Here is a 22,860-nt window from a genome sequence, read left to right as displayed (position 1 = left end):
TTTCTTTAATTATTTTGTTTCTATATTTCCAAAAGCAGCGGCTATTGCATCATCCATTGCTTGAGGATTGTTAGGCGGTTCATTACCTATCTTTTGGAATCCTGGTGTAGAATTAGGGTTATTTGGATCTGGGGTTTCTTCTTTAAATAAGAAAGTTTTACTTTCTTTTAATGAATTAATTTGTTCATCTAATCCTACAATCTTTCCATCATCACCAATTATGACTTTTTCTTTGTCTATTAATTGAGATACTATATCCTCATCATAGACCCTACCATTTATGGCCAACTTAATAGCATTATACAATTGAAGATCTTTTAATTCCTTCTCATATGTTTCCTTAGCTATTTTATTCTCACCTTGTAGTCTTTCAATTTCAGCCTGTAGACCTGCAGCATCTACTTTCTTTAAGTCTTCAAGTTGCCTATCCCTATCTTTGATGTCACCTTCTAGTTTTGTCTTGGCTTCAGCTACTGAGTTGTATTGCTCCTTAGGTACTGCATGATTAGGAAACTCTTTGTTAATATCTTTCATTAGTGCCTCTTGGTCCAACACTCCATCTTTTGTGTGTTTTTCAATTAACTTCAAAATCCAATCCATCATTTATCCCTCCATACTTTTTTATACTGGTCAGTGCCAGTCTTAGGTTCTTTCAGTTTATACTCATAAATACTAAAAAGAGTAATAAAAAAAGACCTTACTTGGTCTTCATTGAAAACTTCTTAATCTTCTCTGGGTTTTCTATTGTTCTAAAATGATATATTGATAATAAATGATTAATAATTTTCTCTTTGCATATTTCTATGCCTTTTTCTAAATCAAATTCTTTAGGATCCTTACATATGCAATGTTCTACTGCTATATAGCCATTTCTAAGCTTTACACTCATAATAATAAGATTGTTATAGTCTACATGAATGGCTTTTTCTGCTTGGTTGTATTCATCTATTACAAATTCTCTTTTATCCATTTAATCAATTACCTCTAATATAATAGCTGGTCCATTATCTTCTTTAATAGTAGTGGTTCCTGTATCCTCTGCAAAACCTGGATTTCTAACAATAATCTTATACTTTGCACCATAATCGGCATTATAAGCATTTACTCCTTGTCTTTTTGATAGTTCTTCCATTAAATCCTTTGTTGAAATATCCTTTAACATTTTATTTCTCCCCGTTCTTATTAATCAATGATAATGATATTAAAGTTAAACATATAATTAATGTTACTTGTGTAGCTGTAGCCATATTTATCCCTCCATTTTTAAGCATAATAAAAGCACCCACTATTTTTACTTAGTAAGTGCTTATCACATATCTCCAAAGACATCTAATATGCTTTCACATATTTTACCTTCTTCATTAGGATTATAATCCTCATCAAATCCAGAGTACATAAGTCTATCAGCTATTAGATCCTCTAATTCTAATATCTCATCATCAGAATATGCTCTATCTTCAATAGACTTTCCTAGTTTTTCAAACATCTTCAATTGTTCTTCATTAAATAAATGCTTAATCTTTTCCATTCTTATCACCTATATACTTATTTCTTAATTTGCTTGAAGTTCTCCATACAGTTATAACATTCCCTGTTTCTGGATTGACCTGAACCCTAGCATTATTGCCTATATATTCTACGCTAGGCCTATTTTGCTTATCATATTTAATTTTACCAATGTTCAGAGGGTTTTTCAAGGCATCTTCTATGCTTTTAGCTGATATTTCTCTTTCTATTACCCTCTCTTTTAAGTGCTGACTAATTCCTTTTATGGAGATATTATCTTTGGTTATTAATCCACTTAATTCATCATACTTACTAAAGTCATAAGGAACACCTTTAGTTTGTTCTCTATTATAAGCTCTCCTTAATTGAGGATTCTCTTTCAAATGCTCTCTCATAACCTTTTGGTACTCTTTAACTTTATCCTGGTACTTCTTTTTATTATTCTCATCAATAGATCCTTCAGCCAATCTTTTATATTTTCGTATTTGTCTCTCAATATATTTTTGTTGTTGTTCATATTTATAGTTTTCTAAAGCTTTTTCTTCATCTGGTACCTTTGGTAGTGTAGTTATGCCTGGGAAGTAAGTACTTAGATTATGACGGCAATTAGGATGGAGTAGTCCTTTTTCCATGGCCTCACTTAAGAAAGGATAGTCTCCATCTTCTTTACTTCCACCACTATAGACATCATCTATAAGTGTTTTCCCCTGCCAAGGTACACACAATTCACAAGCTGTGGCATGAGCTGACACTACGACTAAATGCAATCCCATCTCTTGCCTTTTCTTCCCCTCTGCCATTAGATATGCTCTATGATTAGCTGTTCTTAATGCCATTTCAGCATATGATGCTATATTGACCTTTTTACCATCACTATACGTTATTGCATCTACACCTTTTTCTAAAAAAATTTTAGTAGCCATATCTATAGCTTGGTCAAGACCTACAGCACCAGTATTATAATGTACCTGAGCCTTAAATATTGTTTGCCTATATACATCATCCATTCTTCTTAATACTGCGGCATTGGCTTTATTAAAATCAGTTTCGACTGTTTCTATGAGTGAATTAAACTTATCATCATTCATTCTAAAAAAGACTTCATCTGTAGGTGTAGGAGCCTCTTCCCATACCCTTACGTTTTCTAAAACTTCCTCAACCATATTCTGCATAGTTTCTGATTCTACAGGAGGTGTTATAGGCTCTAAATCTCCTGGTAATTTAACAAATACATTATCTACATATTCATTTTTAATCTCTTTTATAAATTCATTAACATTATCTTGTGATTCTTTGTAGGTATTTACTATAGTTGTGTGAATTGTTTCTTCTATTTGTTCACTATATTTACTTATAATCTTTTTATTTTCTTTTCTAAATCTCTCTAAATCTCTTAACTTAGCAGATTGCCATTGTTCAAACTTAAACCCTACCTTTTGCTCTTCCTCTTGATGTCTTGATAAATTTCTTTTCATGGACCTAATTAAATCTAATTCCATTTGCTGATATATTTCTCTAATATCATAGGCCTGGTCTCTTTGTTCTTTCTTATTCTTCATCTTCTATCACATCATTATCTGGGTCCGCATTATCTGAGTCCTCTTGCTTACCTTTATTGAATCTATCCACCCATGTACCAGGTTCATCTATTACAGAATCACCTTCTCTAATTCTTTTAACTTCTAAGGTCTTTTCTTCCTCTGTCCATGTATCTCCGTATAGTTCTTCAATACATTGCTCTAAACTCATAATACCAAAGGTTTTAGCCTTTCCTACTACCTCTACAGTACTATCAAAATCAGGGCTTGCATATTCGCCAAAAGATACAGTTGTATTTTCTTGATATTCTCCTGGAGATTTACCTTCCATAGTGTCATATACTTTTAATACTGTATCTATTAGCAAAGGAATAACCTCATTAAGTACATCAATTATCTTTCCTCTAGTGTATAGTGTAGTCTTTTCCTTCTCTCTTTGTGCTTCTGCATTATCTGTTTTTTTAAGGTCAATTCCTAATGTACTTGGTGAGATAATCCCTTGTAGACACATATCTAAAGTATTAGCATAACTTTCTACAAATGCAGTATAATTTATATCTGCTTGAATCTGGTCTATCTGGTTTTTAGCATCTTCAGCCATATTTGTCCCAATTTTTATAAACTGGTTATCAAATGGATTAGGCCTCATTACTGCCCCTGTATCTGGATTTTTAGGCACCAAGTCCTCTGGTATATAATTCTTTACTCTTCCAGCTCTTATTGCATCTATCCATTGTGAAATAACTTCATCTAGTGCATCAAAATTGTCTGATTTTCTTTCAAATATAGAATTTCCCCTATTCTCAAATTTAGGAGATTTAAAGAATTTCATAGGTACGGCCATGATGAAATCACCTGTAAATGTAACTTTACTCAGATGACTAATTTCTGGTACTTTAGATAAAGGTACCTCCTTATTATTTTTATCGTATAGCTTGTAGTCTATATATCCTTTACCGTATATTTCCTCTAGTCTATAGGTCTCTTTCTCATGTGTATAGTAAGCATAGAATATAATTTCTTGAAGTCTTCCTCTTTTATATCTATAGTCAACATCTGAACCACTAAAGAACTCTATTATAGGATAATCTGTTATTTCAGTATCTACACTTAATTTAAAAGCTCCATCACCACATATTAGAGTATCTTTTATAGCTCCACCTAATATTTCATCACTGAATTTATTATCTAGACTTATTTCATCCCATAGATCCTGTTCAGATAATTCAATACTATCTAAATCAGAAATAACAATATCAGCTAACTTGTCTACTATTTCACCTGGTAAACCACTATGAAATTTTCTAATACTTGAATCTGCTGAGGGTACTGCTGCCCAAAATCTAGACTTTCCTACATCATCTGTTGCAGATTGTTTAAAAAATTGGTCTAGTTCAGAAGGATCCCCTCTATACCATATTCTATTTCTTAGCACTGTTCCTGCATGAGATAAAGGTTCTTTAATTGATATTGAATTGTCTGTTGCAGGTTGTATATTTAGTAGTTTTGCTACCATTCCTTTTATCACCTCTTTCAGTCCCATATTCTTAACCCCCTATCCCTATTTTAGTTCTAAATGGTATCCACCCATATTGCGATGCATTAATTGTATGATCATTCTTATCCTCAGGCTCATATTTATCTTCTTTCCAGGAATAACTTTCTAATTCTCCTATATGGTGAACGCAATGATCTAATACTATATAATTGGCTTCTACCTTAAATTCATTAACATTAAGCCATCCTAACTGTAAATGAATTCTATCTATATTGTCTACTTTCTTGTAAGCATTTAGGAAATTATATACGCATCCATGCTGCCTTTTATATTTCTTTAATTCTATTATAGTTGCTTGGTCTGCATTATCTATAAATACATCTCTTGCAAATCCCCATCTTTTTCTATTCCTCTCTAAAAAGGCTATTAGCCTTGGAGGAATATCAGAAGGAGCTAAAGGTATTTCTAAATCAGCATTGTTATATACTTCTTCATCTAGGATAATTAATTGCCCTTTGTCAGTTATTCCTTGATATATAAAACTAATAGTATCAGGACTTTCTTGGGAATAAGCTGTATCAACTCCACATGAGAAGTGAATAAAGTTCAATGGATCCTTTTTATCAGCCATCCTCTTCTTAAGCCATTCAGTAGACCTTACATTATGCTTCCTAGTAAAGTTAGGGAATATTAATCCTGTTGCTCTACCTCTAAGACCTTGAATTTTGTTTTTATAAAGTTTGGTACCCTTTGGCACGCTGATTATAATTTGCTCTTTCTTTTTTTCACTTAATCCTGCATTATGAGCAAAAGAAAAGAACCAATGAATCCATCCAGGCTTTGGCTCTTCGTTTAACATATTATTTATTTCAGTTGGTGCATCATTTTTATACTCATATAACGGTCTTGAGTGATTTATATATTCTTTGTATATTGGTAAATTAGGATCATCGGGATTAAGTGTTGCTAATAAATAGTCACACCTCATAGAAGCCTCCCTTACATAATCCATATCGGCTATATTAATTTCATCTATATATAGGCACCCATACTGTCCTCCTAATGCCTTTTTCCAACGTTTTTTGTTGTCATATCCTAATACATATATAACCTTCTCTCCGGAACCTGTTTGATAAAGTATATGGGGTAAAGAATGTTCACCTTTTCCATTAGCATTATATTCAACCAATGCTCCAAATACATCAACTATCCCTAAATCTTTATTTATGATGTTTTTTTCTATAGTTCCTAAATCCAATCCAGATATTATATGAATCTTCTTTGGAGACTGAGCAACTTTTAGCATAAATTTAAATACGCCTACTGTAGTTTTACCAGCTGCCGTTGTGCCTTCCAAAAATTCTACAGGAGCATTATGTTTAAGAAATGCTTTATATTTCTCTGATAGTAAAAACTCTTCTCCTCCGTTGCTTTCATTCTGCAATTTCAATTCTTCCATACTATCATTCCTTTAGCTGTTCTAATATGGAATTTAGTTTATTTAATTCTGTATTTAATTCTCCTTTGACTTCTAGCTTTTCTGTAAACATTCCTAGATGCCTTCCAATCAGTTCTAAAGCTTTAACCTTATCATTTAATTTAACTTCAATACCATTGGCGCCTTGTTTTATTCCAGCTATAGCTGCCTGTTTATCTATATCTAAGTTATCTGTTACCTCAAGCTCAACTGTTTTATAAGTTTTGGGTATTTCACTTATTATATTACCCTTTTCATCTTTTACTTGTTCAAGGTACTCCTTCTCTACCACTCTTGCATAGTCTGTAGCATTTGCAAATCCTATCTTTCCCAACTCTTTTAGTACCTTGTCTTGAGTGATTTCAGTTCGCTTTTCACGTTCTTTCATCTTTTCTTTTAAATATAAATCAATCTTAGGGTTTCTTAGTAGTTTATGTCCTTCTACTCCTGCAGCATTATCACTTTTAACCCTATATCCTGCTGCTTTATATGCCCTGGTAGCATTAAGATCTACCAGGTACTCATCAACAAATATTTTCTGTTTTGGTGTTAGTTTCACTTAATACCACCTCCTAGTTTTTTTACAAGAAAAAAGATTAGGTATAAACCTAATCTAATATCATTTTATATTTTTAATTCTCTTATATTCAACATAATGATTTGTGTATAATCTATGAAATTGCTACACCTATAAAATTTTTAGAATATATTAATCCATTCGCAGTCCATTAACAATACTTTCATCTGATAATGTCTTTTTTTCGATGAATATATCATACATATTTTTTCTGTTTTTATCATTGAACAAATTATATTCAATATATTCAAATGGAGAATTTAGACTATTATGCTCAGTATATAATCTTAAATTTGGAAATTCCGATGTATCTATCTCTACAACTATTGAATTAAAATCTAAATTAAAATATTGTGTGTAGCCTTTATGATCTTGATTAGGAAAATTCTCTATATATTCTTTATTATAAGTAGGCTTGAAATAATTAATCATAGCTGCTTCTGTAATATTTATAACTTGATCATATAATATCTCTGATTCTAATACATCTTTCATATGAGTTACATTTGTTTCATCATCTACATCGAATCTCTTATTTAGTCCATCCATTGTTGTATTTAAAATAGGCATAATTTCTAATAAATATAGATATATGCTATTGTTCAAATTACTCGTTTGCTTAGCTAATATTTTTTGTAATGTTTCATGTGATTTTAATCTATCTATAGCAGTTCTTTTCTTTTTTACTCCATATGACTTACCAATATATAGTATTTCTGTTTCAAATTTTTTATACTGCATATTATCATAAATAACCTTAATATCATCAACGTGTATATTAAAATCAATATCATCACCATATACATTTATAATATTATAAGGTGGAGCTGATTTATAGTTTACCTTATTATAGTCTATTTCTGGATGCGCAAAAAACTCATTAAAAGGGAAATCCCTCACCTCTATTAATACCTCTTCTTCATCTTTTATCTGCATAAATTTAAAATTTAATTTATTATCTTTTTTTATAATTTCTCCATTTTTGATATATGTTTTAGGTGCAGATAATATCATATAAATATGATAGTTAGTATTGTCTTCTATTTCATCTAACATCCAGACTGGTATCAATCTATTTTTACGAACATAAGTATTTAATCCAAATTCCGTCTGATATTTTCTTATTTTTTCATTCATAAAGAATCGCCCCTTTCCTTAATAAATACTTCGACATAAAAAGAGAAATTCCTTCAGTAATCGTTCGACAAATTATGACAATTAGTTTTGGTAATAAATACAAGTTTCTTTTCTAACTGTTTGCCATATAATATAATTAATACAATTTAAAATTTAATAGGAGTGATTTATATGTTCGTATTTAGCTGGAACATAGGATCAGGACGTAAGCTATGGCTGGTATTTTTTATAGTATCCATATCTTCTGTTTCAATTCCATGTTGTCTAGTTTATATTACTAGACACTAAGGCTGCTTTCCAAGGCCTTAGTCCAGCTAATAAGTAAAATATAAAAATAAGTAAAATATAAAAGGAATTTTAAAACACTCTAAATTTTCCATTTTTATACAATTTTATAATTTGCAATAGGCTCAAACACTACTTTCTAAAGTATAAAGTAAAATATAAAAGGTTTTTACAATTAATATCTGTTATGTACAACAAAGGATCTACAATAACAGTAAGCCCTTTGCTAATTCGATAAAATAAAGGAGGCATCACTTCCAGATATCTACATCTTTACTTACTATCATATTAACATATTTCCTTCTGTTTCATCCAATCTAAATAGACCAGTTTTACTTTTATCCTGATTTCATCCAATGATCACCATCTACTTATTTGAGTTGTTTTATTTGTGTGTTTTTTTGAAAGAAAAAAGAGCTTGGTGAACTGACCTTTATCAAGTAGACAATCTAATTTTTAATTAATTAGACTGTCTACTTTGGAAGTATCATATCATGGTGGCTCTTAATTTGACAGCTCAAAGTTGAGTCGTGAAAATTCTCTTTCTTTCATCTGTATAATGTTGTAGATACCCCAAAAAAATCTTTTATATTTCCACTATTCTCAATAAATAAAGCTCCACCATTTATGTCATTAACTATTACTAAAAATTTGCTTTTAACATTAGGAAAAATAAAAAACCTCTTATATGTTTCTTTCCAGTGGTATATTTTTAATATTTCACAATCTTCATAATATGCTCCTTTTGGAATATTTAAACTTCCAGCTTTTCCATTAACATCATTTACTTCATCTATTATTTCTTTTGCGGAGCTTAGCATTTCCATTTCTGGAGAAATCCCTCCTATATCAAAAAAATCAAACACACCTACAGATTGTGATATTCTAGCAAACCCATTATATTCATACTCTTCGGAATAATTAATAGGATTGCCTCCAAACATATTAGTTTTCGAAATTTCCATTGTAATTTTTTTAGAGATGAAAAATAATACTAATAATATGACTATTAACACTGTTATAAACTTAATTTTATTTCTCTCAAAAAAATAAAACATAATTTAGCCCCCTTTCCCTCTGTTTATTCTACAAGAAAGGAGAAAACCCTTCAATAATCGTTCGACATTTTATGACAATCATTATTTCCATATTTTGGTCTATAGATTGATTTAGCTACATAAGTTACTATATAGATAATTGAATATAAAAAGAAAGGATTGAATAATAGTGAAAAAGATACTTCGTTTCACAATCTTTATCGCTATTATCATACTTTTATTATTTTTGTTTCCTATTAAAGTATGCTAATAGCTATGAGGGATTCCTAGAAAACCTAGGCACCCTTATAGCTAATAAATAAAATATAAAAAGTAGTGGCGGTGGTCACTACTTTTTTATTCTTACCAATTAAATACCTTGTAAGTATTTAGAATAATAGATTCCTTATTAACAAAATATGAATTATACCTCTATTATTTAATCTGCTTCATCTTACCCTTATCCCTCCTATAACTTCTCTCCTGCATACATTCCTTTACAGAATCATAAGCTCCTGTGACTATAATTTTCCTATGTTTTCCATGATAAGGACAAGTTATGTATTTAGATTCATTCTCATTATACTTTACTTCACTGGCAAGAAGAATGAAACTTCTATTGCAATTTAAACATTTATAAACTATATACTCTTTTGAATCTATCTTCTCACCTCATTGTTTTATTATCATTTATGGGTATATCTATTTAGATTATAATTTTGCATAATAAAAATCCCACTAGTGGGACAAGTGAGATTTAGTGTAAATCCTTATTTAATTTTATAAGACATATGATTTGGAAAATTTGTATATATTCTACATTTTTTCCACAATACCATCTTACTATAAAGTTTTCATACATTCAATGGCACGTTTTATGCGCGAATTATGCAAAATTAATTTTGATTACATTATTTCTTTTATGCTTTCTGGAAATAATATGGTTTTTATGGAGTTCATAAGTCTATTTCTATTTCTTGTTATTGTTGATTGATCCTTTTCTAATATCTCTGCTATTTCTTCATCTGTTTTTGCTTCTTGCTTCAAATATTTTAATTCTATTATTTCAAAGTATTTATCACCTCTTACTTTATCTAATGCATTATCTATTCTTGCTATATCTCTTTCAGTTTCTGTTTTTTCAACTTTATATTTTTCTATTAATTCTATATATCTATCTCCAGCACTTACATTTCCACCTGATGTACTATAGAATACTATTGATTTGGACTTTCCAGGCAATCCATTTTCCTCTATATATTTTATATCTTCTTCTTTTTGCTTTACTGCTAACTTTAATTTTTCATAATTATATAATACTATTTCTGTCTTTTTATAAAAATTCATATCGATTTTAATCATTCTTTGTTTCTTTAATGATTCTACAACTTCCCTAGCTGTTTTTTCCGATGTTTTCTTTATACAAATTTCTATTTCTTTTTTCAGCTGCATAGTTCTACTCCCCTTTCCTAATAGCATTCATCTGATCTGTTACTATTCCAATCTCTACTTTAATTGCTCTTAGTCTTTCATATGTAGAGTCATATAAAGACTCTGCTGAATCTCTATTAAATTTACATTTGGCTACAATCTCATTTCCTCTAGAAACGTCACTATTTAATGTAGCTGGCAATCCTCTATCCTTATTTAAAAGAATTTCTTTTGCTAATGCTACTCTATATAGATACTCTGCCTTTGCTTTTGTATATCCTACTTTGTTAAGCTCTGTTATTGTATTGTTTAAATCTTTCCTTAGTCTTTCTATTTCTCCTATAAGTTCCTGCATATCCTCCCTCCTTGGTTGACGAAAATCTTATGTTTTCTCCATTTAGTTGACATCATTATTCCTATTCAAAAAAGAAAAACCCAAGGATTTTATTTCCTTGGGCTTCTAGAGCCTCTACTTATTTAATTTAGTGAATATTTTTCTTATCATATTCAGTGATATATTAATCTTTAATTCTATTGTGCTCTCTTAATTCTGAATAATAAAAGAAGCAATCATTTTTACAAGTTAACTTATCTACATAGGTAAATTCTCCATCATAACACCCATTATGGACACCTTTTTTTATAAGTTTTCCCCAACATTTAAGGCATTCATTTTTAATAGTGTAATCAGTAGCTACTCCATATCCACAAGGTATCCTTACATCAATTTTTTCTATTTCTCTGTTTCTGTTTTCCATTGCAACTTTAAGCCCAATTGCTATACCTTCATCAACAGCATCAGCCCAATCTACTTGAGCACAATCATCTTCAAAACTTATTATTCTAACCATTACTATTCTCCTTTCTTACTTCACATAAATAACATATTGTGCCATTTTACATAAATATACATATACTACTTATGAGGTGATATAAATGTCAAGTTCTTCAAATATATGCCCTGATACCCTAGTACTTATAAGCTCTTTATTTTCTATTTTAATTTCACAAGATTTAACTAGTGATGAACTTAATGTTTTAGGCAATGTTTTTACACAAATTGGTGCTAGTTTACTTACTAAAGCTGCACAACAACAAAGTTTACAATCTAAAGAAGAACTTAAAAAACAAATATCTGATATGGAAAAACAAATTGAAAATTTAAAACGTCAACTATGTTAAGTGTTCTTTTCTTTAGTATCATAAGTATTCTTAGTCTTACATCTAGGACATATGGTTTCGCCTTTTCCCTCTGCTTCAAGAAGTAATTTGCCACATTTAATACATCTAATTTTCTTCATATTCATCTCCTACCTTTAGCTCACCATCTCATATAGTTTTTTCTTTACTTTCCTTGGAATAATGTCCTCTACTCTATAGGTACATTTGCTTTTATGCCTTTTACTTTTATACGTTTTGTTTTCGTGGTTTTTGTAACTTTTATTCTCATATATAAGTTTTATTGTGTCTTCATGTTCTTTATATTCTTCCATGGCTAGCTCTTTGTATTGTTCTGAAATATCTTTATCTCCATTGACTTGCCTAATAATGCTTCTAAAGCATAATTGTATTAGCTTGTCCAAGGTTATCCCTCCTATAAAGCCTTTTTATCTTTTCCATCCACTTTACTATATTCATGAAAATTAAATACATTGAGTTGCTTGGCTAATGGTGTAATTTACCTGCATCATGTAGGTTTGTATATATAAAGTGATATCCTCCTGAGAATTCTTTTTCTAGTATTATTTCTCCTGTGTTATCATCTGTTATTCTTAATTTCTTCACTTTCTATCCCCTCCAGGTAGTCTAGCATTATGCCGTCTCTAGACCTTAGTTTTTTACAGTTACATTCAAATTCGTTAAAGGCTATGCTTCCAAATCCTCTTTTCCCTCTATTTTCTTGATACTGCTTCCAGTACCAGCTTATAGTTAACCAATCTAGCCTATATACTGCATCTAGCTTGGTGAAATGGATTAAAAGGAAAGCTAGTCCTCCATGGTTGTACCAGTTTTTCATAAATTCAATCTGATGGTCCTGTATATTGCTAAGAGGAAATCTATTTTCTTCTTTGGTTTCTTTTGCATCAAAGGCTATTGGTACTCCTTCATATACTCCAATATAATCTAGTGTGCTTTTTTCTTCGTAGTAAGCTGATGTTATTTGTTTTCCTCTTCTAATAGGTTTCATTGGTGTAGGTATTTTCTGTACTAATGCTATTCCTTTTCTTTGATAAACTTTATTTGATATATTTATTATTTTTTCAAATGCATCTCCTTTGTGATATCCCATAAATACACTCCTTATTTTAAAATACTATTTGCTATATATTCTTTAAGTAATGTGCCTTTAATTAGTTTTTTCCATAGTTTTAGTTTCTTCATTACTAACCTTTTCATTGCTGATCATCTCCTTAGCCTTATCTATAGCTTTCTTATATGTCCATGCTGGGTTTTCTCTTAGTAATCTTGCTGCTTCTTCTGATATTGTTATTATTTGAGTTTTATTCACTTTATCACTCCTCTATAAATAATAATTAACACTTTATCAATGCTCTTCATATATTGTTACTAGGTTATTTACTTAGACCAAATACTAAATAGGAGGTATTTGTATGGTTGGTTTATTAGGTGGCAAAGATTGTGATAATAATAATTCTTTACTATTCTTTTTCTTGCTTTTAGTGGTTATTTTCTGTAACTGTGATGGTTTCTTTGGCGGAAGATGTTAGTCTCTACATTAATCGAGGTTTATCCTCGATTTTTGTTTTTCTTATTTATAGAGCTTCGTTCTGCTTTTTTAGTCTTTCAGAGTATTCTCTTCTTTTTCTCTCTGCTATATCATCTAATTGTTCAGCTGTGTATTTTTCAGTTCTTCCTTCAAAGTTATGAAACTTGGTCTTTTTTGCTTGAACTCTTTTCTTATTATAGTTTTTGTTAGTTGGTATTTTATCTTTTACTTCATCTTTTTTTGCATGTAAAAGCCTCCATCTTTCTTCAAAAATAGAGTCAAAATAACTAAATGAATTTATTTCAAGTTTTCCATATCTGCTTATATAATCTTGTTTAGCTTTTTCCATTACAGATATGATGAAGTCTACATCTTTGTATTTTTCATAGGTATTAGTTATATTAACTAAATCAGTACCTCCACAGACTGCTTTTCCCCTAATTTCACGTTTGTAGTAATTTTCTATTCTTTGTAAATCTTTAATTCTCTTTTCATCATCTTTATCTTGTTGTACAGAGTCGGCATCTGTATCGGCGACAAGATTATTTTTTGGGGACTCCATTTCCCCTATAGCAGTAGTAGTAATTTCTTTACTACTTTCTTTAAGAGACCCCTCTATCCTTGTGTTTTCAATATCTAAAGGCATGACAACCCTTGTCCTTTTGTTCAAGGGTTGTCTTGTCTTTTCGTTCAACCCTTGTCTGTTCGGATAACCCCTGTCTTTTTGTTCAAGGTCAGATTCTACATATAGCTTATTTACTATATTTTCTACTAACCCTTGTCTGTTCAGACAACCCTTGTCCCATTCTTCAACCCTTGTATTTATTTCATACTCTGGTGTTTTACCTGGAGAGTAATTATTTCTCCTTATTACTCCCCAAGATATTAATTGTTTTATCTGCTTTGACATATATGTTTCAGAACTATCACAGGCTAAAGCAAATTCATTTAAAGTTATTTCATCCGACTTTTTCCTCCATGAATAGGTCCTTCTAATAATAAATAGACATATACTCATTTGTTTCCCATTTAACTTGGATATTGAAAGAGCTTCAAGTAATAAATTTGCCACTCTTCCATATCCATCATCTAATTCAGCTTTTAATATCTCTTTATCATTAGGCATTTAATCACCTAGCTTTCACAATTCAATTATCTTCGTTATTTGTTCCTCTTTTACTTCTAGGAACTATATGATCTATACTTAATTGACCTTGAACTAATCTCTTTCCACAATATCTGCATCGAAAATTATCTCTTTTATAAATTCTTAACCTTTTTTCTTTACTAATCCAACTACTCAATCTATCACCTTCTTTTATAGCCAAGGGGGATTGCTCCCCCTAATCTAAAATGGTATATCTTCACTATCAACAAATGGGTTGTCCATAAATTCAAGTGGTATATCATCGTGTATTTCACCAGTTTCATTGTTTACTTTTCCTTTTGCTTCTTCTTTAGAGTTCAGCAACATTACTGCAGCTTTTTTTACCACTTCATCTCTTGCATTGTCTTTTAACCACTCTATATATCCTCTATCTATAGCAAGAATTTCCCCTAGTGTTTTCCCACCATTCTTGCCATACTTACCAAAATTAATTTTTATGTTTTCTGCATCATTTTGGTTCATTGTTTCAATTCTCTCATTATTATTAAATTGAGCCATATCCTCCAAGTCCTGAGTGAATATATTGGATAGGCTTCCTACTGTAAGAGCTGCATCTACTTGTGCTCTTTTCTTGGCCATTTTAAGACATGTGTTTCCTAACATATATTTATCTTGCTTATCACCCTCATACTTTTTCTCTTTGCTATTACAGTGCCCCAGTCCTTCCGTTATGACTTGTCCAGCTTTAGTCAATACACATCTAACTGTATAAGCAAAGAACCCATCTTCATAATTTTGTATCTTTTCTATAATTTCATATTCACTGGCTAGTCCTAAAAGCATTAATATCTTTTCTGCTCCTGGTTTTAATAGGCTTGGCTTACTGGATCCATGGAAAGCTGCTCCATAGTCATGTCCTTCTGATAAAGCACCTTGAACTATTTTTTGAAATTGTTGTATTTTCTCCATAGAATTTTGAACTCTATCTAGCTTTAATCCATCTATAATCATCATTGTATTAACTTCTTGAATCATCATCTCATTTGACATGTTTATTCCTCCTCAAATAACTTTCTAAATCGCTCTAACAATGTTCTTAGTTCATCATCTGACATCTTTTCATAATTAGGACCATGTCCTGGTGCAAATCCATAATTACATAGTTCCATTAAAAGTTCTTCTCTATCCATATCATTCACGTGCATATCTATTATTTTTCCTCCTCTTTCGGTGTATGATCCACAACCATCTTTGTTTTATTAACTTCAATTATCATTAAAACTTTTCCACATAGACAATAGAATAACTCATACTTTTTAGTTGTTACTGGTCTTTTACATTTAGGACAGTTCATTATGAACACTTCCTTTTAAGTTCATCTACAAAGTTAATTTGTCCTTCTATTTCTTCCATTACTTCATTAAATTTCTGAACTTCATCACGCTTTTTCTCTTCTGCTTTTATTTTTTTATAACAACCAGAACCGTATCCTCTTTCAACCGATTCTTTATTTTTTAAAGCCCTTCCGCATCTTAAACAAAAATCTGCCATTTAAATTTCCTCCAATCTATGGTATAATTTATTTATTAAATATTTTTTTAGTGTACTGAGCTTTTCAAGTTGCCGCTTGATAGCTCTTCTTTTTTGTCTACTAAAACTACACAAGCTATTCCATTGATGTCTGCAAAACATTTCACTTATATTCCTCCAAAAACATCAAATTTATAATTTTCGAGTTCTTTTCTTATTTCAAGCCATTTATCTTTTGCAGGTGCATTTAGATTATTATGATTGTCTATTAATTCTTTTTCTTTTATAGTTTCTGTATGACTGGTTTTATGGCAATTAATATAGAACTGATTTTCATCTGGATAATATACAAAGTCATGCTCAAACCTCATATTGGGTACCCTTGGTGTGCTAAAAACATAAGCCATATTTCCATAGTATTTTTTTAATTCAAATCCTAACTGCATCAATTTTTCAGTTATTTTCATTTAGCCAACCTCCTTATTTTTCTGGCATTTCAAATGTTTCTCTATATCCATTTTTATAATCATTTAGATGGTCTTGTATTTCATCTAATACTTCCATTGCTCTTTTTCGTATTCTCCTAAAATCCAATTTCTACACATGACTTTTTTATCTTCTACATCAAGCAAACTAACGTCTACTAATCCCGTTCTGCTTTGGTTTCTAATCCACATAGTTAACTCCCCTTTCAACTATTTCATTAATTTTATTGATTATTGTTCTACATAAGTATCTTGATTGCTTGTATTTTAAAATTTCATCTTCAGTTATCTGTGATGATTCAGTTAAATCGTGTTGTCTTATAATAATGTCTCTATCTTTTATCCTTTCTTTAAGTCCTGCTATAATTTCCTCCAATTCTTCATCCTCAAAATCAAATACTTTCTCAGGATGATATTTTTTTAAAGTTACTGTTCCATCTTTTGAATTAGTAGAAACCTCTAAAGGATCTCCTTCTCTAATTCTTAGAGTTCTTCTAATCTCTTTAGGAATTACAACTCTACCTAATTCATCTACTCTTCTAACTATTCCTGTGTGTTCCACTGTTACACCTCCTCCCTACACCAATCAGAATAAATTGGATATAATTCAAGCTTTTCTCCTTCATCCTCATATTCAACAGTTCCAAAGCCTTCTTCTCCTTCAAAGCTAACTTCTTTTCCATCTATCAAATCCACATGATGACTTAGTACCTTCTGTATCTTTTTAGGTGCATGTCTTTTAAAAAGCTTTTTATCAAATATTATTTTCAAGCCTGTCCCTCCTATCACTAAAAACTTATATTTGTAGTTTCATACCAAAGCCTTAAGGATTTCCAAGTTGGTTCAATACCATTCCTTAGACATTTTTGTACATAATACTTTAGGTATTTAATATTCATTGTTAGACCTCCTATATACTTTTTAGTAATACGTTTTTAATGCTTTCTATTACCTGATCCTTAGTTTTAATTACTTCTAATAATTGTTCCTTTTCTGCTTCAAGTTGAAGTTCCCTTGTGGTCTTTCCTAGATTCCTAACATTCATATAATCTTCTAAGTGAGCCTGGGTAAATCTAGCCTCATTACCTACATAAAAGCAATTTAATCTTTTTCTTTTTATTTCTCTTCTGATGGTTTCATCAGACGCACCAAATATTTCTGCTAAATCTTTTGTAGTGTAGATTTTAACTTCCGATTCCAACCCTTTTAATCCCTTCCCCACGCTTCTCACCTCCTCTCATCTTCCTATCTCATATTTAATTATGATTTTTCGTATTTACTTATTAAGATTGTCCCACTATTCTCCTTATGGTATAATTTGGTTAAATACACTGGTTTAATATAATACTAGTTTTTCAATTATATAATTGCTAAAGAAGGTGATTTCTATTGGTCTAATAACTTATTTAAACAGCAGTGCCTTATTCACTTTTATAGTCTCTGCCACTGGGCTTATTGGCTTCATTATGACTATTTTTGTAGCCATTAAAACTAAAGATATAGATACAAGATTGTCACAGATTGAAGCTGCTAAAAGTTATAATGAAAACAAGGTCAGATATCGTGAAAAATTTAAAGGTCATAAAGCATCCATTGATAATTCTGGTAAAAGCAGAGGTTTAGTCACTGACATATTAGCCGACTTCCATTCTTTTCAAAAACAATATGATGAAATCTTGTCTTATCCAGAGAAACTCAAAATTAATTTTGTAATAATAAGGTATCTACAAAAAAATTATTATAAATTAGATTCATATAAAATAAGTCAACATTTAGCCTATATCATAGGTAGATTATCAAAGGAGGAAAAAGTCCAATGAATAATGAAAAATTAACTTTACAATTTATCAAAACTTTAACTGATAAAACTCTTAAAAATGAAATCTCTTGGGAATATCTTGACCTTGAGGATAAACATCAACTTGCATATAATTTAGACTTAGCAGATGAACATCCATTCACTCCTCACGAATATATATATGCTTTCAACAGGGATGAAAGTTTTAGTTTTACTTCAGATGATCAAAATATAAATGTAGTTATCTACTGCTCATCGGATGATGATTATCCAACTTTAAAAATTGTTCCTTTTACCTTTAGGAATATACTCACCGTTGATGAATCTGTATACCTTTCTGCATTAGTTGAATTGTTAAATGCTATTAAAAAACAATTTCCAAATCCTTATGACTTTATGGATACTTTTATTAAGAATTAGATATAAATGACTTCATAAACTCTTCTGGAGTTTCACACTTCTTTGGCTCTGGAGTACTTGGTTCAGTTTTACCTACCTTTCTTTTAAGCATATTTATTTCTGAAACAAGTACTCCAAAAGCTTTATTTGTTACTTCTCTATACTCTTCTAGCTCTCTCACTCGCTTAAATATATTTATTTTTTTTAACATCTTAACACCCCCATTATTAACATATGAATTCCGATAATGCATGTTTTCTTTTTTAATCTCACCTCCTCTAATTTGCTTCATTGTCTTTCCCCCAACATTTTCCTATAATATAAGTACAGGCTCTGCCAAGCCAAGTATTTATGAGAGGAGAAATTATATGGTAAATCTAACCAGAGATGCCGATAAACTTTTATGTTGCATATATAAGCAATATTTAGAAAGAAGAAAATCTGGCTATTTAAAACCTCAAGCTAAAAGATTCGAAAAAAATTTTTATACTGAGGATAAAAATATATCTTCATGGAACTGCACAGATGTTTCTGATACATTGTTGGAACTCGGTAGAACAAAATATATTCGTCTTTATATTGGTGCTGATTTTGATTTAGAAGATTCTGCCATTGTCTACATGGAAAATCGTTTTAAAAATGGTCTTATTGAAGTTGTAGACTTCATTTCTAAGCTAATTCCTTAAAGCTCTTCCATCGGGATAAAACTTATTTTTATAATTGATTTCCCATACGCCATTCTTAAAAACAATTACTAACTCATGACATTTATCTGAGAATGGCGTTCCATTTATTTTATATACCTTGTTGGGAATATCAATTTCTATGGTTTCTAGCTTTTCCACTCCTCTCTCACCTCCTCTCAATTGATAGGTTGTTTGTTTCATTCCATAACATTTGTAGTATTAATGAGTTTTTACTTATGCCAAGCTTGTCTGATTTCTTACTTAATTCTTCATCTAGTTTTATTGGTATTCTTAAAGTTAATCTTTTCTTTGCCGTCATATTTGCGTCACCTCTTTTTGTTTTATAATATCATGCCGTCACTTTTGCGTCAATAGCTTTTTACAAATTATTTTCATGGTATACTTATGACATCACAATGACTCTATAAAGGAGGTATATTTAATGTCTGCAAACTTGCCTAGGTATACATTGAGAATTCCAAAAGAACTACTAGATAAAATCAAATATGTTGCTGAATTTCAAGGTCGATCAGCTAATAAAGAAATCGAGCAAATCATAAAAAAGCATGTTGAAAACTTTGAAAAAGCTCATGGTGAAATCAATATTGAATAATTTTAACTCTTTGGCTAATGATTGATAGAATATATCTATTTAACGATATATCTTCAAGATTAGCCTTTGTTTTTATTTCATCTAATAATGGAACAGGAATAGTCAAAGTAAACTTTTTATATAAATTATTTGCTTTTATTTCTTCCACCCCTCTCACCTCCTCTCAATTGATACCTTTTAAATTATTAACTCTTATTTACCTTATTTGATTTGCTAAATTAGCAAACTAATTTGTAAAAAAATTTTCTATTTGACAATCTAATACCTTAGCTAATTTGGGCAACATATCTGCTTTAAATGAATAATCACCTTCCTCATATTTTAAATACGTAGATGCATTCTTGAATCCTAATTCCTTAGCTACTTCTTGCAAAGTTAAATTGTTTTCTATTCTTTTATTTTTTATATATTCATGATTTAATCTTTTCAATAATTTCACCTCTCTTTTTGTTTTCTATTTTAGCAATCCTTTTACAATCATTATATATTGCTATTTTAGAAAAGTCAATGCTTTATTTTCTATTTTAACAAAATTGTTTATTTCTATTATGGAAAAGTGTATAATTGAATTGTTGCTATAATAGAAATATAAAGGAGGCATCTGTATGAGCATTAGTAACAGAATTAAAACTCTAAGAGAAGAAAAAGATATTAACCAGAGAGATTTTGCTGATATGATTCAAATAAACAACAGTGTATTGAGTAGAATTGAATCTGGGGAAAGACCAGTTAGGGATGATGAGATTGTTAGAATAGCGGAAGCATTAGGAGTATCTACAGACTACCTTCTAGGCAGAACAGATATAAAAAACCCAGAAGATAAAATCAAAAACTTAGACAAATTAGCACATAAAGAAATAAATTCAGTAGAAGATGCACTAGAAATTATAGAATCACAAGAAGGCTTAATGTTAAAAGGCGAAATGTTAACAGATGAAGATAAATTACTGCTAGCCAATGCTCTCCAGCTAGGCATGAAATATGTTTTAGATAAAAAACAAAAGGAGAAGAAATAAAAAATCCTTTGTTGACAGGGGAGGAATACATATGTGCCAAGATATAATAGAAATTAAAGATGGTTTATTAGAACTATATAATACTAGAAACCCTTTTGAACTTTGTAGATGCCTTGATATAAAAATTATAGAAACAAACTTAGGTAATAATATATTAGGGTTCTTTCAAAGAATAATGGAAGAAGAAATAATATACTTAAATAATAATATAGATAATTATAATGAAAAGAAATATGTATGTTTCCATGAATTAGGACATGTTGTTTGCCATCCTGAACTATCTATATGTTTTTTAGAAAAAACTTTGTACATAACTGATAGATATGAAAATCAAGCAGATATATTTGCTGCATATTTTTTAATTCCAGATGATGATAAGATAGATATCTGCGAAATAGAAAATATGACAACTAAACAATTAAGTTCATATTTCAAAGTTCCAGAGAGATTAATTGAATTGAGATTTGAACAACGATGTTTAGAGCCAATCAAGGCTCTTTAATATAAAGCTAATAAAGAACATAGGTTTTTGAAAGGAGGTGAAAATATAATGGCCATAAGAGAAATAGAAGGTGGTTATTATGTAGAAGTGTTTTTAGGTGCAGATCCCGTCACTGGTAAAAAAATAAGAAAAACAAAAACTTTTAAACCTAAGAGCAGAGAAAATTTAAAATTAGCTAAGGCCTGGGAAGTAAAGATTCAAGAGCAATATATGAATGGTGAACTAACTGCCAAAGGAAATACTTTACTAAATGACTTCTTAGATGATTGGTTTACAACCTTTATTGAGGGCAAGAAAGCCTATAATACAGAAAGACGATACAAAGTATTTGTTGACTGTATAAAAACTCACCTAGGACAAGTTAAACTTAATAAATTGAAAACTAAAATGGTTGATGAGTTTTATAACAAAATGTCTAAGGAAATGATTACGCTTAAAAATGGAACTACTCAAAGAAGGTATGCAAATGGTACAATTCTTAAAACTCATAAAATGTTTAAGTTGGCCATAGATCAGGCTGTAAAATGGGAAATGATTTCTAAAAATGTTGTATCCTTAGCTAGTCCACCTGTAGATGACAAAAGAAAGATACAACATTGGAGCATAGAACTCATTGAAGAATTTCTTAAATATATAAAAGATACAACCACTTATCTGCCTGCGTTTATTGCGTTTCATACTGGATTAAGAGAAGGTGAAGTTTCAGCTCTAAGATGGGAAGATATCAATCTAAAAGAAGGCTATATAATGGTGAATCACAACATGGTTGAAAAGAAAGGCGAAGGTTTAGTATTAGAAGATACTAAAACCCCTGCTAGTGAGGCTAAAGTAGCTTTAACTAAGGAACTAACGTCTGTCCTTAAATCTGTCCTGAAAGAGCAAAAGAAACATAAATTAAAAACAAAAATAGAAGTAGAATATGTTTGCAGATGGGAAGATGGTAGACCTTTAAGACCTACTTATATATCAAAATCTTTTACAAAGTTTGCAAAACAATTTTCAGAACAGAAGGGAATAGACAAAATTACTTTTCACGGCCTCAGGCACTCCCACGCAACGATTTTATATTCAATAGGAGCTAATAGCCAAGAAATATCTAAAAGGCTAAGACACTCAAGAGTATCAACTACAGACGATATCTACATCCATGTTACAGAAGAAATAAAAAAATCTACTGCTGAGCTATTCGACAAAGCAGTAGAACAATCAAAATAATCTTTATATAAATAAATTCCCTGGTCAGAGGGAGTTTATTTTTTTAGGACAGATATTTCCCCTTAGGACAGAAATAGGACAGATTTGATTTTTTCTCAATCTGTCCTAACCCTTATAAACGTGTATTTATCTGGAGGCGCCACCCAGATTTGAACTGGGGAGTAAAGGTTTTGCAGACCTCTGCCTTACCGCTTGGCTATGGCGCCAAATACATAGCCCTAAAATTACTTAGGGCTCGCTTGGAGCGGAAAACGAGATTCGAACTCGCGACCCTCGCCTTGGCAAGGCGATGCT

Annotated in this window: 41 protein-coding genes and 1 tRNA gene; 8 read left to right on the top strand and 34 right to left on the bottom strand. The window is 30.5% G+C overall.

Annotated features, from left to right (window positions below):
- Window positions 1-9: 9 nt before the first annotated feature.
- The 13 genes from RT714_RS14115 to RT714_RS14055 form a co-directional block, all read right to left on the bottom strand.
- Window positions 10-600, bottom strand: coding sequence for a phage scaffolding protein (locus tag RT714_RS14115; protein ID WP_313758466.1), 591 nt, complete (start codon window positions 598-600; stop codon window positions 10-12).
- A 97-nt stretch (window positions 601-697) separates the two neighbouring features.
- Window positions 698-970: a Gp49 family protein gene (locus RT714_RS14110; RefSeq protein WP_313758465.1), complete on the bottom strand. Its 273-nt coding sequence runs from the start codon at window positions 968-970 to the stop codon at window positions 698-700.
- The gene (locus tag RT714_RS14105; RefSeq protein WP_313758464.1) at window positions 971-1,162 is read right to left on the bottom strand and encodes a BC1881 family protein; all 192 of its coding nucleotides are present in this window, start codon (window positions 1,160-1,162) and stop codon (window positions 971-973) included.
- A 147-nt stretch (window positions 1,163-1,309) separates the two neighbouring features.
- Window positions 1,310-1,528, bottom strand: coding sequence for a hypothetical protein (locus RT714_RS14100; RefSeq protein WP_313758463.1), 219 nt, complete (start codon window positions 1,526-1,528; stop codon window positions 1,310-1,312).
- Window positions 1,515-3,065 (bottom strand): phage minor capsid protein, encoded by a 1,551-nt coding sequence (locus tag RT714_RS14095; RefSeq protein WP_313758462.1) that lies wholly within the window; start codon window positions 3,063-3,065, stop codon window positions 1,515-1,517. Before RT714_RS14095 ends, RT714_RS14100 begins: the two co-directional genes overlap by 14 nt.
- Window positions 3,055-4,587, bottom strand: a complete 1,533-nt coding sequence (locus tag RT714_RS14090; RefSeq protein WP_313758461.1) for a hypothetical protein — start codon at window positions 4,585-4,587, stop codon at window positions 3,055-3,057. Before RT714_RS14090 ends, RT714_RS14095 begins: the two co-directional genes overlap by 11 nt.
- Window positions 4,588-4,591: 4 nt before the next feature.
- Window positions 4,592-6,001 carry a hypothetical protein gene (locus RT714_RS14085; RefSeq protein WP_313758460.1) on the bottom strand — a complete coding sequence of 470 codons (1,410 nt, stop codon included), beginning with the start codon at window positions 5,999-6,001 and terminating at the stop codon, window positions 4,592-4,594.
- A 4-nt stretch (window positions 6,002-6,005) separates the two neighbouring features.
- Window positions 6,006-6,578, bottom strand: coding sequence for a terminase small subunit (locus tag RT714_RS14080; protein WP_313758458.1), 573 nt, complete (start codon window positions 6,576-6,578; stop codon window positions 6,006-6,008).
- Window positions 6,579-6,728: 150 nt separating this feature from the next.
- On the bottom strand, window positions 6,729-7,733 hold the full coding sequence (locus RT714_RS14075) for a hypothetical protein (protein WP_313758457.1): 1,005 nt from the start codon (window positions 7,731-7,733) through the stop codon (window positions 6,729-6,731).
- Between the two features lie 833 nt (window positions 7,734-8,566).
- Window positions 8,567-9,076: a hypothetical protein gene (locus tag RT714_RS14070; RefSeq protein WP_313758456.1), complete on the bottom strand. Its 510-nt coding sequence runs from the start codon at window positions 9,074-9,076 to the stop codon at window positions 8,567-8,569.
- An 885-nt stretch (window positions 9,077-9,961) separates the two neighbouring features.
- Complete coding sequence (locus RT714_RS14065) at window positions 9,962-10,507, bottom strand: hypothetical protein (RefSeq protein ID WP_313758455.1); 546 nt, start codon at window positions 10,505-10,507, stop codon at window positions 9,962-9,964.
- 4 nt (window positions 10,508-10,511) lie between these two features.
- Window positions 10,512-10,841: a hypothetical protein gene (locus tag RT714_RS14060; protein ID WP_132983737.1), complete on the bottom strand. Its 330-nt coding sequence runs from the start codon at window positions 10,839-10,841 to the stop codon at window positions 10,512-10,514.
- Window positions 10,842-11,004: 163 nt separating this feature from the next.
- Entirely contained in the window at window positions 11,005-11,337 is a 333-nt protein-coding gene (locus RT714_RS14055) for a hypothetical protein (protein WP_313758454.1), read from the bottom strand.
- Between the two features lie 85 nt (window positions 11,338-11,422).
- On the opposite strand from RT714_RS14055, the gene RT714_RS14050 reads away from it, so the two are divergent.
- Window positions 11,423-11,668 (top strand): hypothetical protein, encoded by a 246-nt coding sequence (locus RT714_RS14050; protein WP_216544093.1) that lies wholly within the window; start codon window positions 11,423-11,425, stop codon window positions 11,666-11,668.
- Here RT714_RS14050 and RT714_RS14045 read toward each other — a convergent pair.
- The 15 genes from RT714_RS14045 to RT714_RS13975 all read right to left on the bottom strand — a co-directional run bounded on the left by RT714_RS14045 (window position 11,665) and on the right by RT714_RS13975 (window position 17,559).
- Entirely contained in the window at window positions 11,665-11,787 is a 123-nt protein-coding gene (locus tag RT714_RS14045; protein ID WP_280528550.1) for a hypothetical protein, read from the bottom strand. The two genes, RT714_RS14050 and RT714_RS14045, sit on opposite strands and share 4 nt — an antisense overlap.
- A gap of 15 nt (window positions 11,788-11,802) precedes the next feature.
- Window positions 11,803-12,069 (bottom strand): hypothetical protein, encoded by a 267-nt coding sequence (locus RT714_RS14040; protein ID WP_313758453.1) that lies wholly within the window; start codon window positions 12,067-12,069, stop codon window positions 11,803-11,805.
- 176 nt (window positions 12,070-12,245) lie between these two features.
- Complete coding sequence (locus tag RT714_RS14035; RefSeq protein ID WP_313758451.1) at window positions 12,246-12,776, bottom strand: Holliday junction resolvase RecU; 531 nt, start codon at window positions 12,774-12,776, stop codon at window positions 12,246-12,248.
- A gap of 57 nt (window positions 12,777-12,833) precedes the next feature.
- Window positions 12,834-12,995 (bottom strand): hypothetical protein, encoded by a 162-nt coding sequence (locus tag RT714_RS14030; protein ID WP_313758450.1) that lies wholly within the window; start codon window positions 12,993-12,995, stop codon window positions 12,834-12,836.
- A gap of 265 nt (window positions 12,996-13,260) precedes the next feature.
- Window positions 13,261-14,340 carry a replication protein gene (locus RT714_RS14025; RefSeq protein WP_313758449.1) on the bottom strand — a complete coding sequence of 360 codons (1,080 nt, stop codon included), beginning with the start codon at window positions 14,338-14,340 and terminating at the stop codon, window positions 13,261-13,263.
- A gap of 22 nt (window positions 14,341-14,362) precedes the next feature.
- Window positions 14,363-14,542 carry an HNH endonuclease signature motif containing protein gene (locus RT714_RS14020; protein WP_313758448.1) on the bottom strand — a complete coding sequence of 60 codons (180 nt, stop codon included), beginning with the start codon at window positions 14,540-14,542 and terminating at the stop codon, window positions 14,363-14,365.
- A 20-nt stretch (window positions 14,543-14,562) separates the two neighbouring features.
- Complete coding sequence (locus RT714_RS14015) at window positions 14,563-15,372, bottom strand: hypothetical protein (RefSeq protein ID WP_313758447.1); 810 nt, start codon at window positions 15,370-15,372, stop codon at window positions 14,563-14,565.
- 2 nt (window positions 15,373-15,374) lie between these two features.
- The gene (locus tag RT714_RS14010) at window positions 15,375-15,527 is read right to left on the bottom strand and encodes a hypothetical protein (RefSeq protein WP_313758445.1); all 153 of its coding nucleotides are present in this window, start codon (window positions 15,525-15,527) and stop codon (window positions 15,375-15,377) included.
- A gap of 5 nt (window positions 15,528-15,532) precedes the next feature.
- On the bottom strand, window positions 15,533-15,676 hold the full coding sequence (locus tag RT714_RS14005; protein WP_313758444.1) for a hypothetical protein: 144 nt from the start codon (window positions 15,674-15,676) through the stop codon (window positions 15,533-15,535).
- Window positions 15,676-15,873, bottom strand: coding sequence for a DUF6011 domain-containing protein (locus RT714_RS14000; protein ID WP_313232489.1), 198 nt, complete (start codon window positions 15,871-15,873; stop codon window positions 15,676-15,678). Before RT714_RS14000 ends, RT714_RS14005 begins: the two co-directional genes overlap by 1 nt.
- 146 nt (window positions 15,874-16,019) lie before the next feature.
- The gene (locus RT714_RS13995; protein WP_313758442.1) at window positions 16,020-16,319 is read right to left on the bottom strand and encodes a hypothetical protein; all 300 of its coding nucleotides are present in this window, start codon (window positions 16,317-16,319) and stop codon (window positions 16,020-16,022) included.
- 84 nt (window positions 16,320-16,403) lie between these two features.
- Complete coding sequence (locus tag RT714_RS13990) at window positions 16,404-16,529, bottom strand: hypothetical protein (RefSeq protein ID WP_313758440.1); 126 nt, start codon at window positions 16,527-16,529, stop codon at window positions 16,404-16,406.
- The gene (locus tag RT714_RS13985; protein ID WP_313758438.1) at window positions 16,519-16,899 is read right to left on the bottom strand and encodes an AbrB/MazE/SpoVT family DNA-binding domain-containing protein; all 381 of its coding nucleotides are present in this window, start codon (window positions 16,897-16,899) and stop codon (window positions 16,519-16,521) included. Before RT714_RS13985 ends, RT714_RS13990 begins: the two co-directional genes overlap by 11 nt.
- A 2-nt stretch (window positions 16,900-16,901) precedes the next feature.
- On the bottom strand, window positions 16,902-17,108 hold the full coding sequence (locus tag RT714_RS13980) for a hypothetical protein (RefSeq protein ID WP_313758437.1): 207 nt from the start codon (window positions 17,106-17,108) through the stop codon (window positions 16,902-16,904).
- A 139-nt stretch (window positions 17,109-17,247) separates the two neighbouring features.
- Entirely contained in the window at window positions 17,248-17,559 is a 312-nt protein-coding gene (locus tag RT714_RS13975) for a helix-turn-helix domain-containing protein (RefSeq protein ID WP_313758435.1), read from the bottom strand.
- Between the two features lie 244 nt (window positions 17,560-17,803).
- Here RT714_RS13975 and RT714_RS13970 point away from each other — a divergent pair, with 244 nt between their 5' ends.
- On the top strand, window positions 17,804-18,157 hold the full coding sequence (locus RT714_RS13970; protein ID WP_313758434.1) for a hypothetical protein: 354 nt from the start codon (window positions 17,804-17,806) through the stop codon (window positions 18,155-18,157).
- Window positions 18,154-18,555, top strand: a complete 402-nt coding sequence (locus tag RT714_RS13965; RefSeq protein WP_313758432.1) for a hypothetical protein — start codon at window positions 18,154-18,156, stop codon at window positions 18,553-18,555. The genes RT714_RS13970 and RT714_RS13965 overlap by 4 nt, the downstream gene beginning before the upstream one ends.
- Here RT714_RS13965 and RT714_RS13960 read toward each other — a convergent pair.
- On the bottom strand, window positions 18,545-18,826 hold the full coding sequence (locus tag RT714_RS13960) for a hypothetical protein (protein WP_313758430.1): 282 nt from the start codon (window positions 18,824-18,826) through the stop codon (window positions 18,545-18,547). The genes RT714_RS13965 and RT714_RS13960 overlap by 11 nt on opposite strands.
- 76 nt (window positions 18,827-18,902) lie before the next feature.
- Between RT714_RS13960 and RT714_RS13955 the strand changes: the two genes are divergently transcribed.
- Window positions 18,903-19,220 (top strand): hypothetical protein, encoded by a 318-nt coding sequence (locus RT714_RS13955; RefSeq protein ID WP_313758428.1) that lies wholly within the window; start codon window positions 18,903-18,905, stop codon window positions 19,218-19,220.
- On the opposite strand, the gene RT714_RS13950 is transcribed toward RT714_RS13955, so the two are convergent.
- On the bottom strand, window positions 19,209-19,379 hold the full coding sequence (locus RT714_RS13950; protein WP_159429182.1) for a hypothetical protein: 171 nt from the start codon (window positions 19,377-19,379) through the stop codon (window positions 19,209-19,211). The genes RT714_RS13955 and RT714_RS13950 overlap by 12 nt on opposite strands.
- A 7-nt stretch (window positions 19,380-19,386) precedes the next feature.
- Entirely contained in the window at window positions 19,387-19,539 is a 153-nt protein-coding gene (locus tag RT714_RS13945) for a hypothetical protein (RefSeq protein ID WP_313758427.1), read from the bottom strand.
- 123 nt (window positions 19,540-19,662) lie between these two features.
- Between RT714_RS13945 and RT714_RS13940 the strand changes: the two genes are divergently transcribed.
- Entirely contained in the window at window positions 19,663-19,833 is a 171-nt protein-coding gene (locus RT714_RS13940) for an Arc family DNA-binding protein (protein WP_132983620.1), read from the top strand.
- Here RT714_RS13940 and RT714_RS13935 read toward each other — a convergent pair.
- Together RT714_RS13935 and RT714_RS13930 are read right to left on the bottom strand one after the other, a co-directional pair.
- Entirely contained in the window at window positions 19,820-19,981 is a 162-nt protein-coding gene (locus RT714_RS13935; protein WP_165920264.1) for a hypothetical protein, read from the bottom strand. The two genes, RT714_RS13940 and RT714_RS13935, sit on opposite strands and share 14 nt — an antisense overlap.
- A 78-nt stretch (window positions 19,982-20,059) precedes the next feature.
- Window positions 20,060-20,263, bottom strand: a complete 204-nt coding sequence (locus RT714_RS13930; protein WP_072975913.1) for a helix-turn-helix domain-containing protein — start codon at window positions 20,261-20,263, stop codon at window positions 20,060-20,062.
- Window positions 20,264-20,438: 175 nt separating this feature from the next.
- Here RT714_RS13930 and RT714_RS13925 point away from each other — a divergent pair, with 175 nt between their 5' ends.
- From RT714_RS13925 to RT714_RS13915, 3 genes are read left to right on the top strand one after another with little or no spacing between them, the layout of a single operon-like run.
- Complete coding sequence (locus tag RT714_RS13925) at window positions 20,439-20,849, top strand: helix-turn-helix domain-containing protein (RefSeq protein WP_072975915.1); 411 nt, start codon at window positions 20,439-20,441, stop codon at window positions 20,847-20,849.
- A 31-nt stretch (window positions 20,850-20,880) separates the two neighbouring features.
- Window positions 20,881-21,351, top strand: coding sequence for an ImmA/IrrE family metallo-endopeptidase (locus RT714_RS13920; protein WP_072975917.1), 471 nt, complete (start codon window positions 20,881-20,883; stop codon window positions 21,349-21,351).
- Between the two features lie 48 nt (window positions 21,352-21,399).
- Window positions 21,400-22,566 carry a site-specific integrase gene (locus tag RT714_RS13915; RefSeq protein ID WP_313758426.1) on the top strand — a complete coding sequence of 389 codons (1,167 nt, stop codon included), beginning with the start codon at window positions 21,400-21,402 and terminating at the stop codon, window positions 22,564-22,566.
- A gap of 131 nt (window positions 22,567-22,697) precedes the next feature.
- Here RT714_RS13915 and RT714_RS13910 read toward each other — a convergent pair.
- Window positions 22,698-22,772, bottom strand: a tRNA-Cys gene (locus RT714_RS13910).
- Window positions 22,773-22,860 lie beyond the last annotated feature (88 nt).

The sequence above is a fragment of the Tissierella sp. genome (assembly GCF_032104385.1).
In the GTDB taxonomy this organism is placed as follows: domain Bacteria; phylum Bacillota; class Clostridia; order Tissierellales; family Tissierellaceae; genus Tissierella.
The sequence above is the reverse complement of the archived record's forward strand: the minus strand, read 5'-3'. Positions and strand labels throughout refer to the sequence as shown.

Coding starts and splice junctions, on each gene's coding strand:
- RT714_RS13965 (WP_313758432.1), top strand. CDS start 18,154: ATGAATAATGAAAAATTAACTTTACAATTTATCAAAACTTTAACTGAT.
- RT714_RS14090 (WP_313758461.1), bottom strand. CDS start 4,587: ATGGGACTGAAAGAGGTGATAAAAGGAATGGTAGCAAAACTACTAAAT.
- RT714_RS14075 (WP_313758457.1), bottom strand. CDS start 7,733: ATGAATGAAAAAATAAGAAAATATCAGACGGAATTTGGATTAAATACT.
- RT714_RS13990 (WP_313758440.1), bottom strand. CDS start 16,529: ATGTGGATTAGAAACCAAAGCAGAACGGGATTAGTAGACGTTAGTTTG.
- RT714_RS13915 (WP_313758426.1), top strand. CDS start 21,400: ATGGCCATAAGAGAAATAGAAGGTGGTTATTATGTAGAAGTGTTTTTA.
- RT714_RS13960 (WP_313758430.1), bottom strand. CDS start 18,826: ATGAAGCAAATTAGAGGAGGTGAGATTAAAAAAGAAAACATGCATTAT.
- RT714_RS13940 (WP_132983620.1), top strand. CDS start 19,663: ATGTCTGCAAACTTGCCTAGGTATACATTGAGAATTCCAAAAGAACTA.
- RT714_RS13955 (WP_313758428.1), top strand. CDS start 18,903: ATGGTAAATCTAACCAGAGATGCCGATAAACTTTTATGTTGCATATAT.
- RT714_RS14115 (WP_313758466.1), bottom strand. CDS start 600: ATGGATTGGATTTTGAAGTTAATTGAAAAACACACAAAAGATGGAGTG.
- RT714_RS14055 (WP_313758454.1), bottom strand. CDS start 11,337: ATGGTTAGAATAATAAGTTTTGAAGATGATTGTGCTCAAGTAGATTGG.
- RT714_RS13920 (WP_072975917.1), top strand. CDS start 20,881: ATGTGCCAAGATATAATAGAAATTAAAGATGGTTTATTAGAACTATAT.
- RT714_RS14100 (WP_313758463.1), bottom strand. CDS start 1,528: ATGGAAAAGATTAAGCATTTATTTAATGAAGAACAATTGAAGATGTTT.
- RT714_RS14085 (WP_313758460.1), bottom strand. CDS start 6,001: ATGGAAGAATTGAAATTGCAGAATGAAAGCAACGGAGGAGAAGAGTTT.
- RT714_RS14065 (WP_313758455.1), bottom strand. CDS start 10,507: ATGCAGCTGAAAAAAGAAATAGAAATTTGTATAAAGAAAACATCGGAA.
- RT714_RS14070 (WP_313758456.1), bottom strand. CDS start 9,076: ATGTTTTATTTTTTTGAGAGAAATAAAATTAAGTTTATAACAGTGTTA.
- RT714_RS13995 (WP_313758442.1), bottom strand. CDS start 16,319: ATGAAAATAACTGAAAAATTGATGCAGTTAGGATTTGAATTAAAAAAA.
- RT714_RS14060 (WP_132983737.1), bottom strand. CDS start 10,841: ATGCAGGAACTTATAGGAGAAATAGAAAGACTAAGGAAAGATTTAAAC.
- RT714_RS14095 (WP_313758462.1), bottom strand. CDS start 3,065: ATGAAGAATAAGAAAGAACAAAGAGACCAGGCCTATGATATTAGAGAA.
- RT714_RS14005 (WP_313758444.1), bottom strand. CDS start 15,676: ATGAACTGTCCTAAATGTAAAAGACCAGTAACAACTAAAAAGTATGAG.
- RT714_RS14050 (WP_216544093.1), top strand. CDS start 11,423: ATGTCAAGTTCTTCAAATATATGCCCTGATACCCTAGTACTTATAAGC.
- RT714_RS13970 (WP_313758434.1), top strand. CDS start 17,804: ATGACTATTTTTGTAGCCATTAAAACTAAAGATATAGATACAAGATTG.
- RT714_RS14025 (WP_313758449.1), bottom strand. CDS start 14,340: ATGCCTAATGATAAAGAGATATTAAAAGCTGAATTAGATGATGGATAT.
- RT714_RS14035 (WP_313758451.1), bottom strand. CDS start 12,776: ATGGGATATCACAAAGGAGATGCATTTGAAAAAATAATAAATATATCA.
- RT714_RS13925 (WP_072975915.1), top strand. CDS start 20,439: ATGAGCATTAGTAACAGAATTAAAACTCTAAGAGAAGAAAAAGATATT.
- RT714_RS14110 (WP_313758465.1), bottom strand. CDS start 970: ATGGATAAAAGAGAATTTGTAATAGATGAATACAACCAAGCAGAAAAA.
- RT714_RS14045 (WP_280528550.1), bottom strand. CDS start 11,787: ATGAAGAAAATTAGATGTATTAAATGTGGCAAATTACTTCTTGAAGCA.
- RT714_RS13945 (WP_313758427.1), bottom strand. CDS start 19,539: ATGACGGCAAAGAAAAGATTAACTTTAAGAATACCAATAAAACTAGAT.
- RT714_RS14010 (WP_313758445.1), bottom strand. CDS start 15,527: ATGCACGTGAATGATATGGATAGAGAAGAACTTTTAATGGAACTATGT.
- RT714_RS14000 (WP_313232489.1), bottom strand. CDS start 15,873: ATGGCAGATTTTTGTTTAAGATGCGGAAGGGCTTTAAAAAATAAAGAA.
- RT714_RS14015 (WP_313758447.1), bottom strand. CDS start 15,372: ATGTCAAATGAGATGATGATTCAAGAAGTTAATACAATGATGATTATA.
- RT714_RS14105 (WP_313758464.1), bottom strand. CDS start 1,162: ATGTTAAAGGATATTTCAACAAAGGATTTAATGGAAGAACTATCAAAA.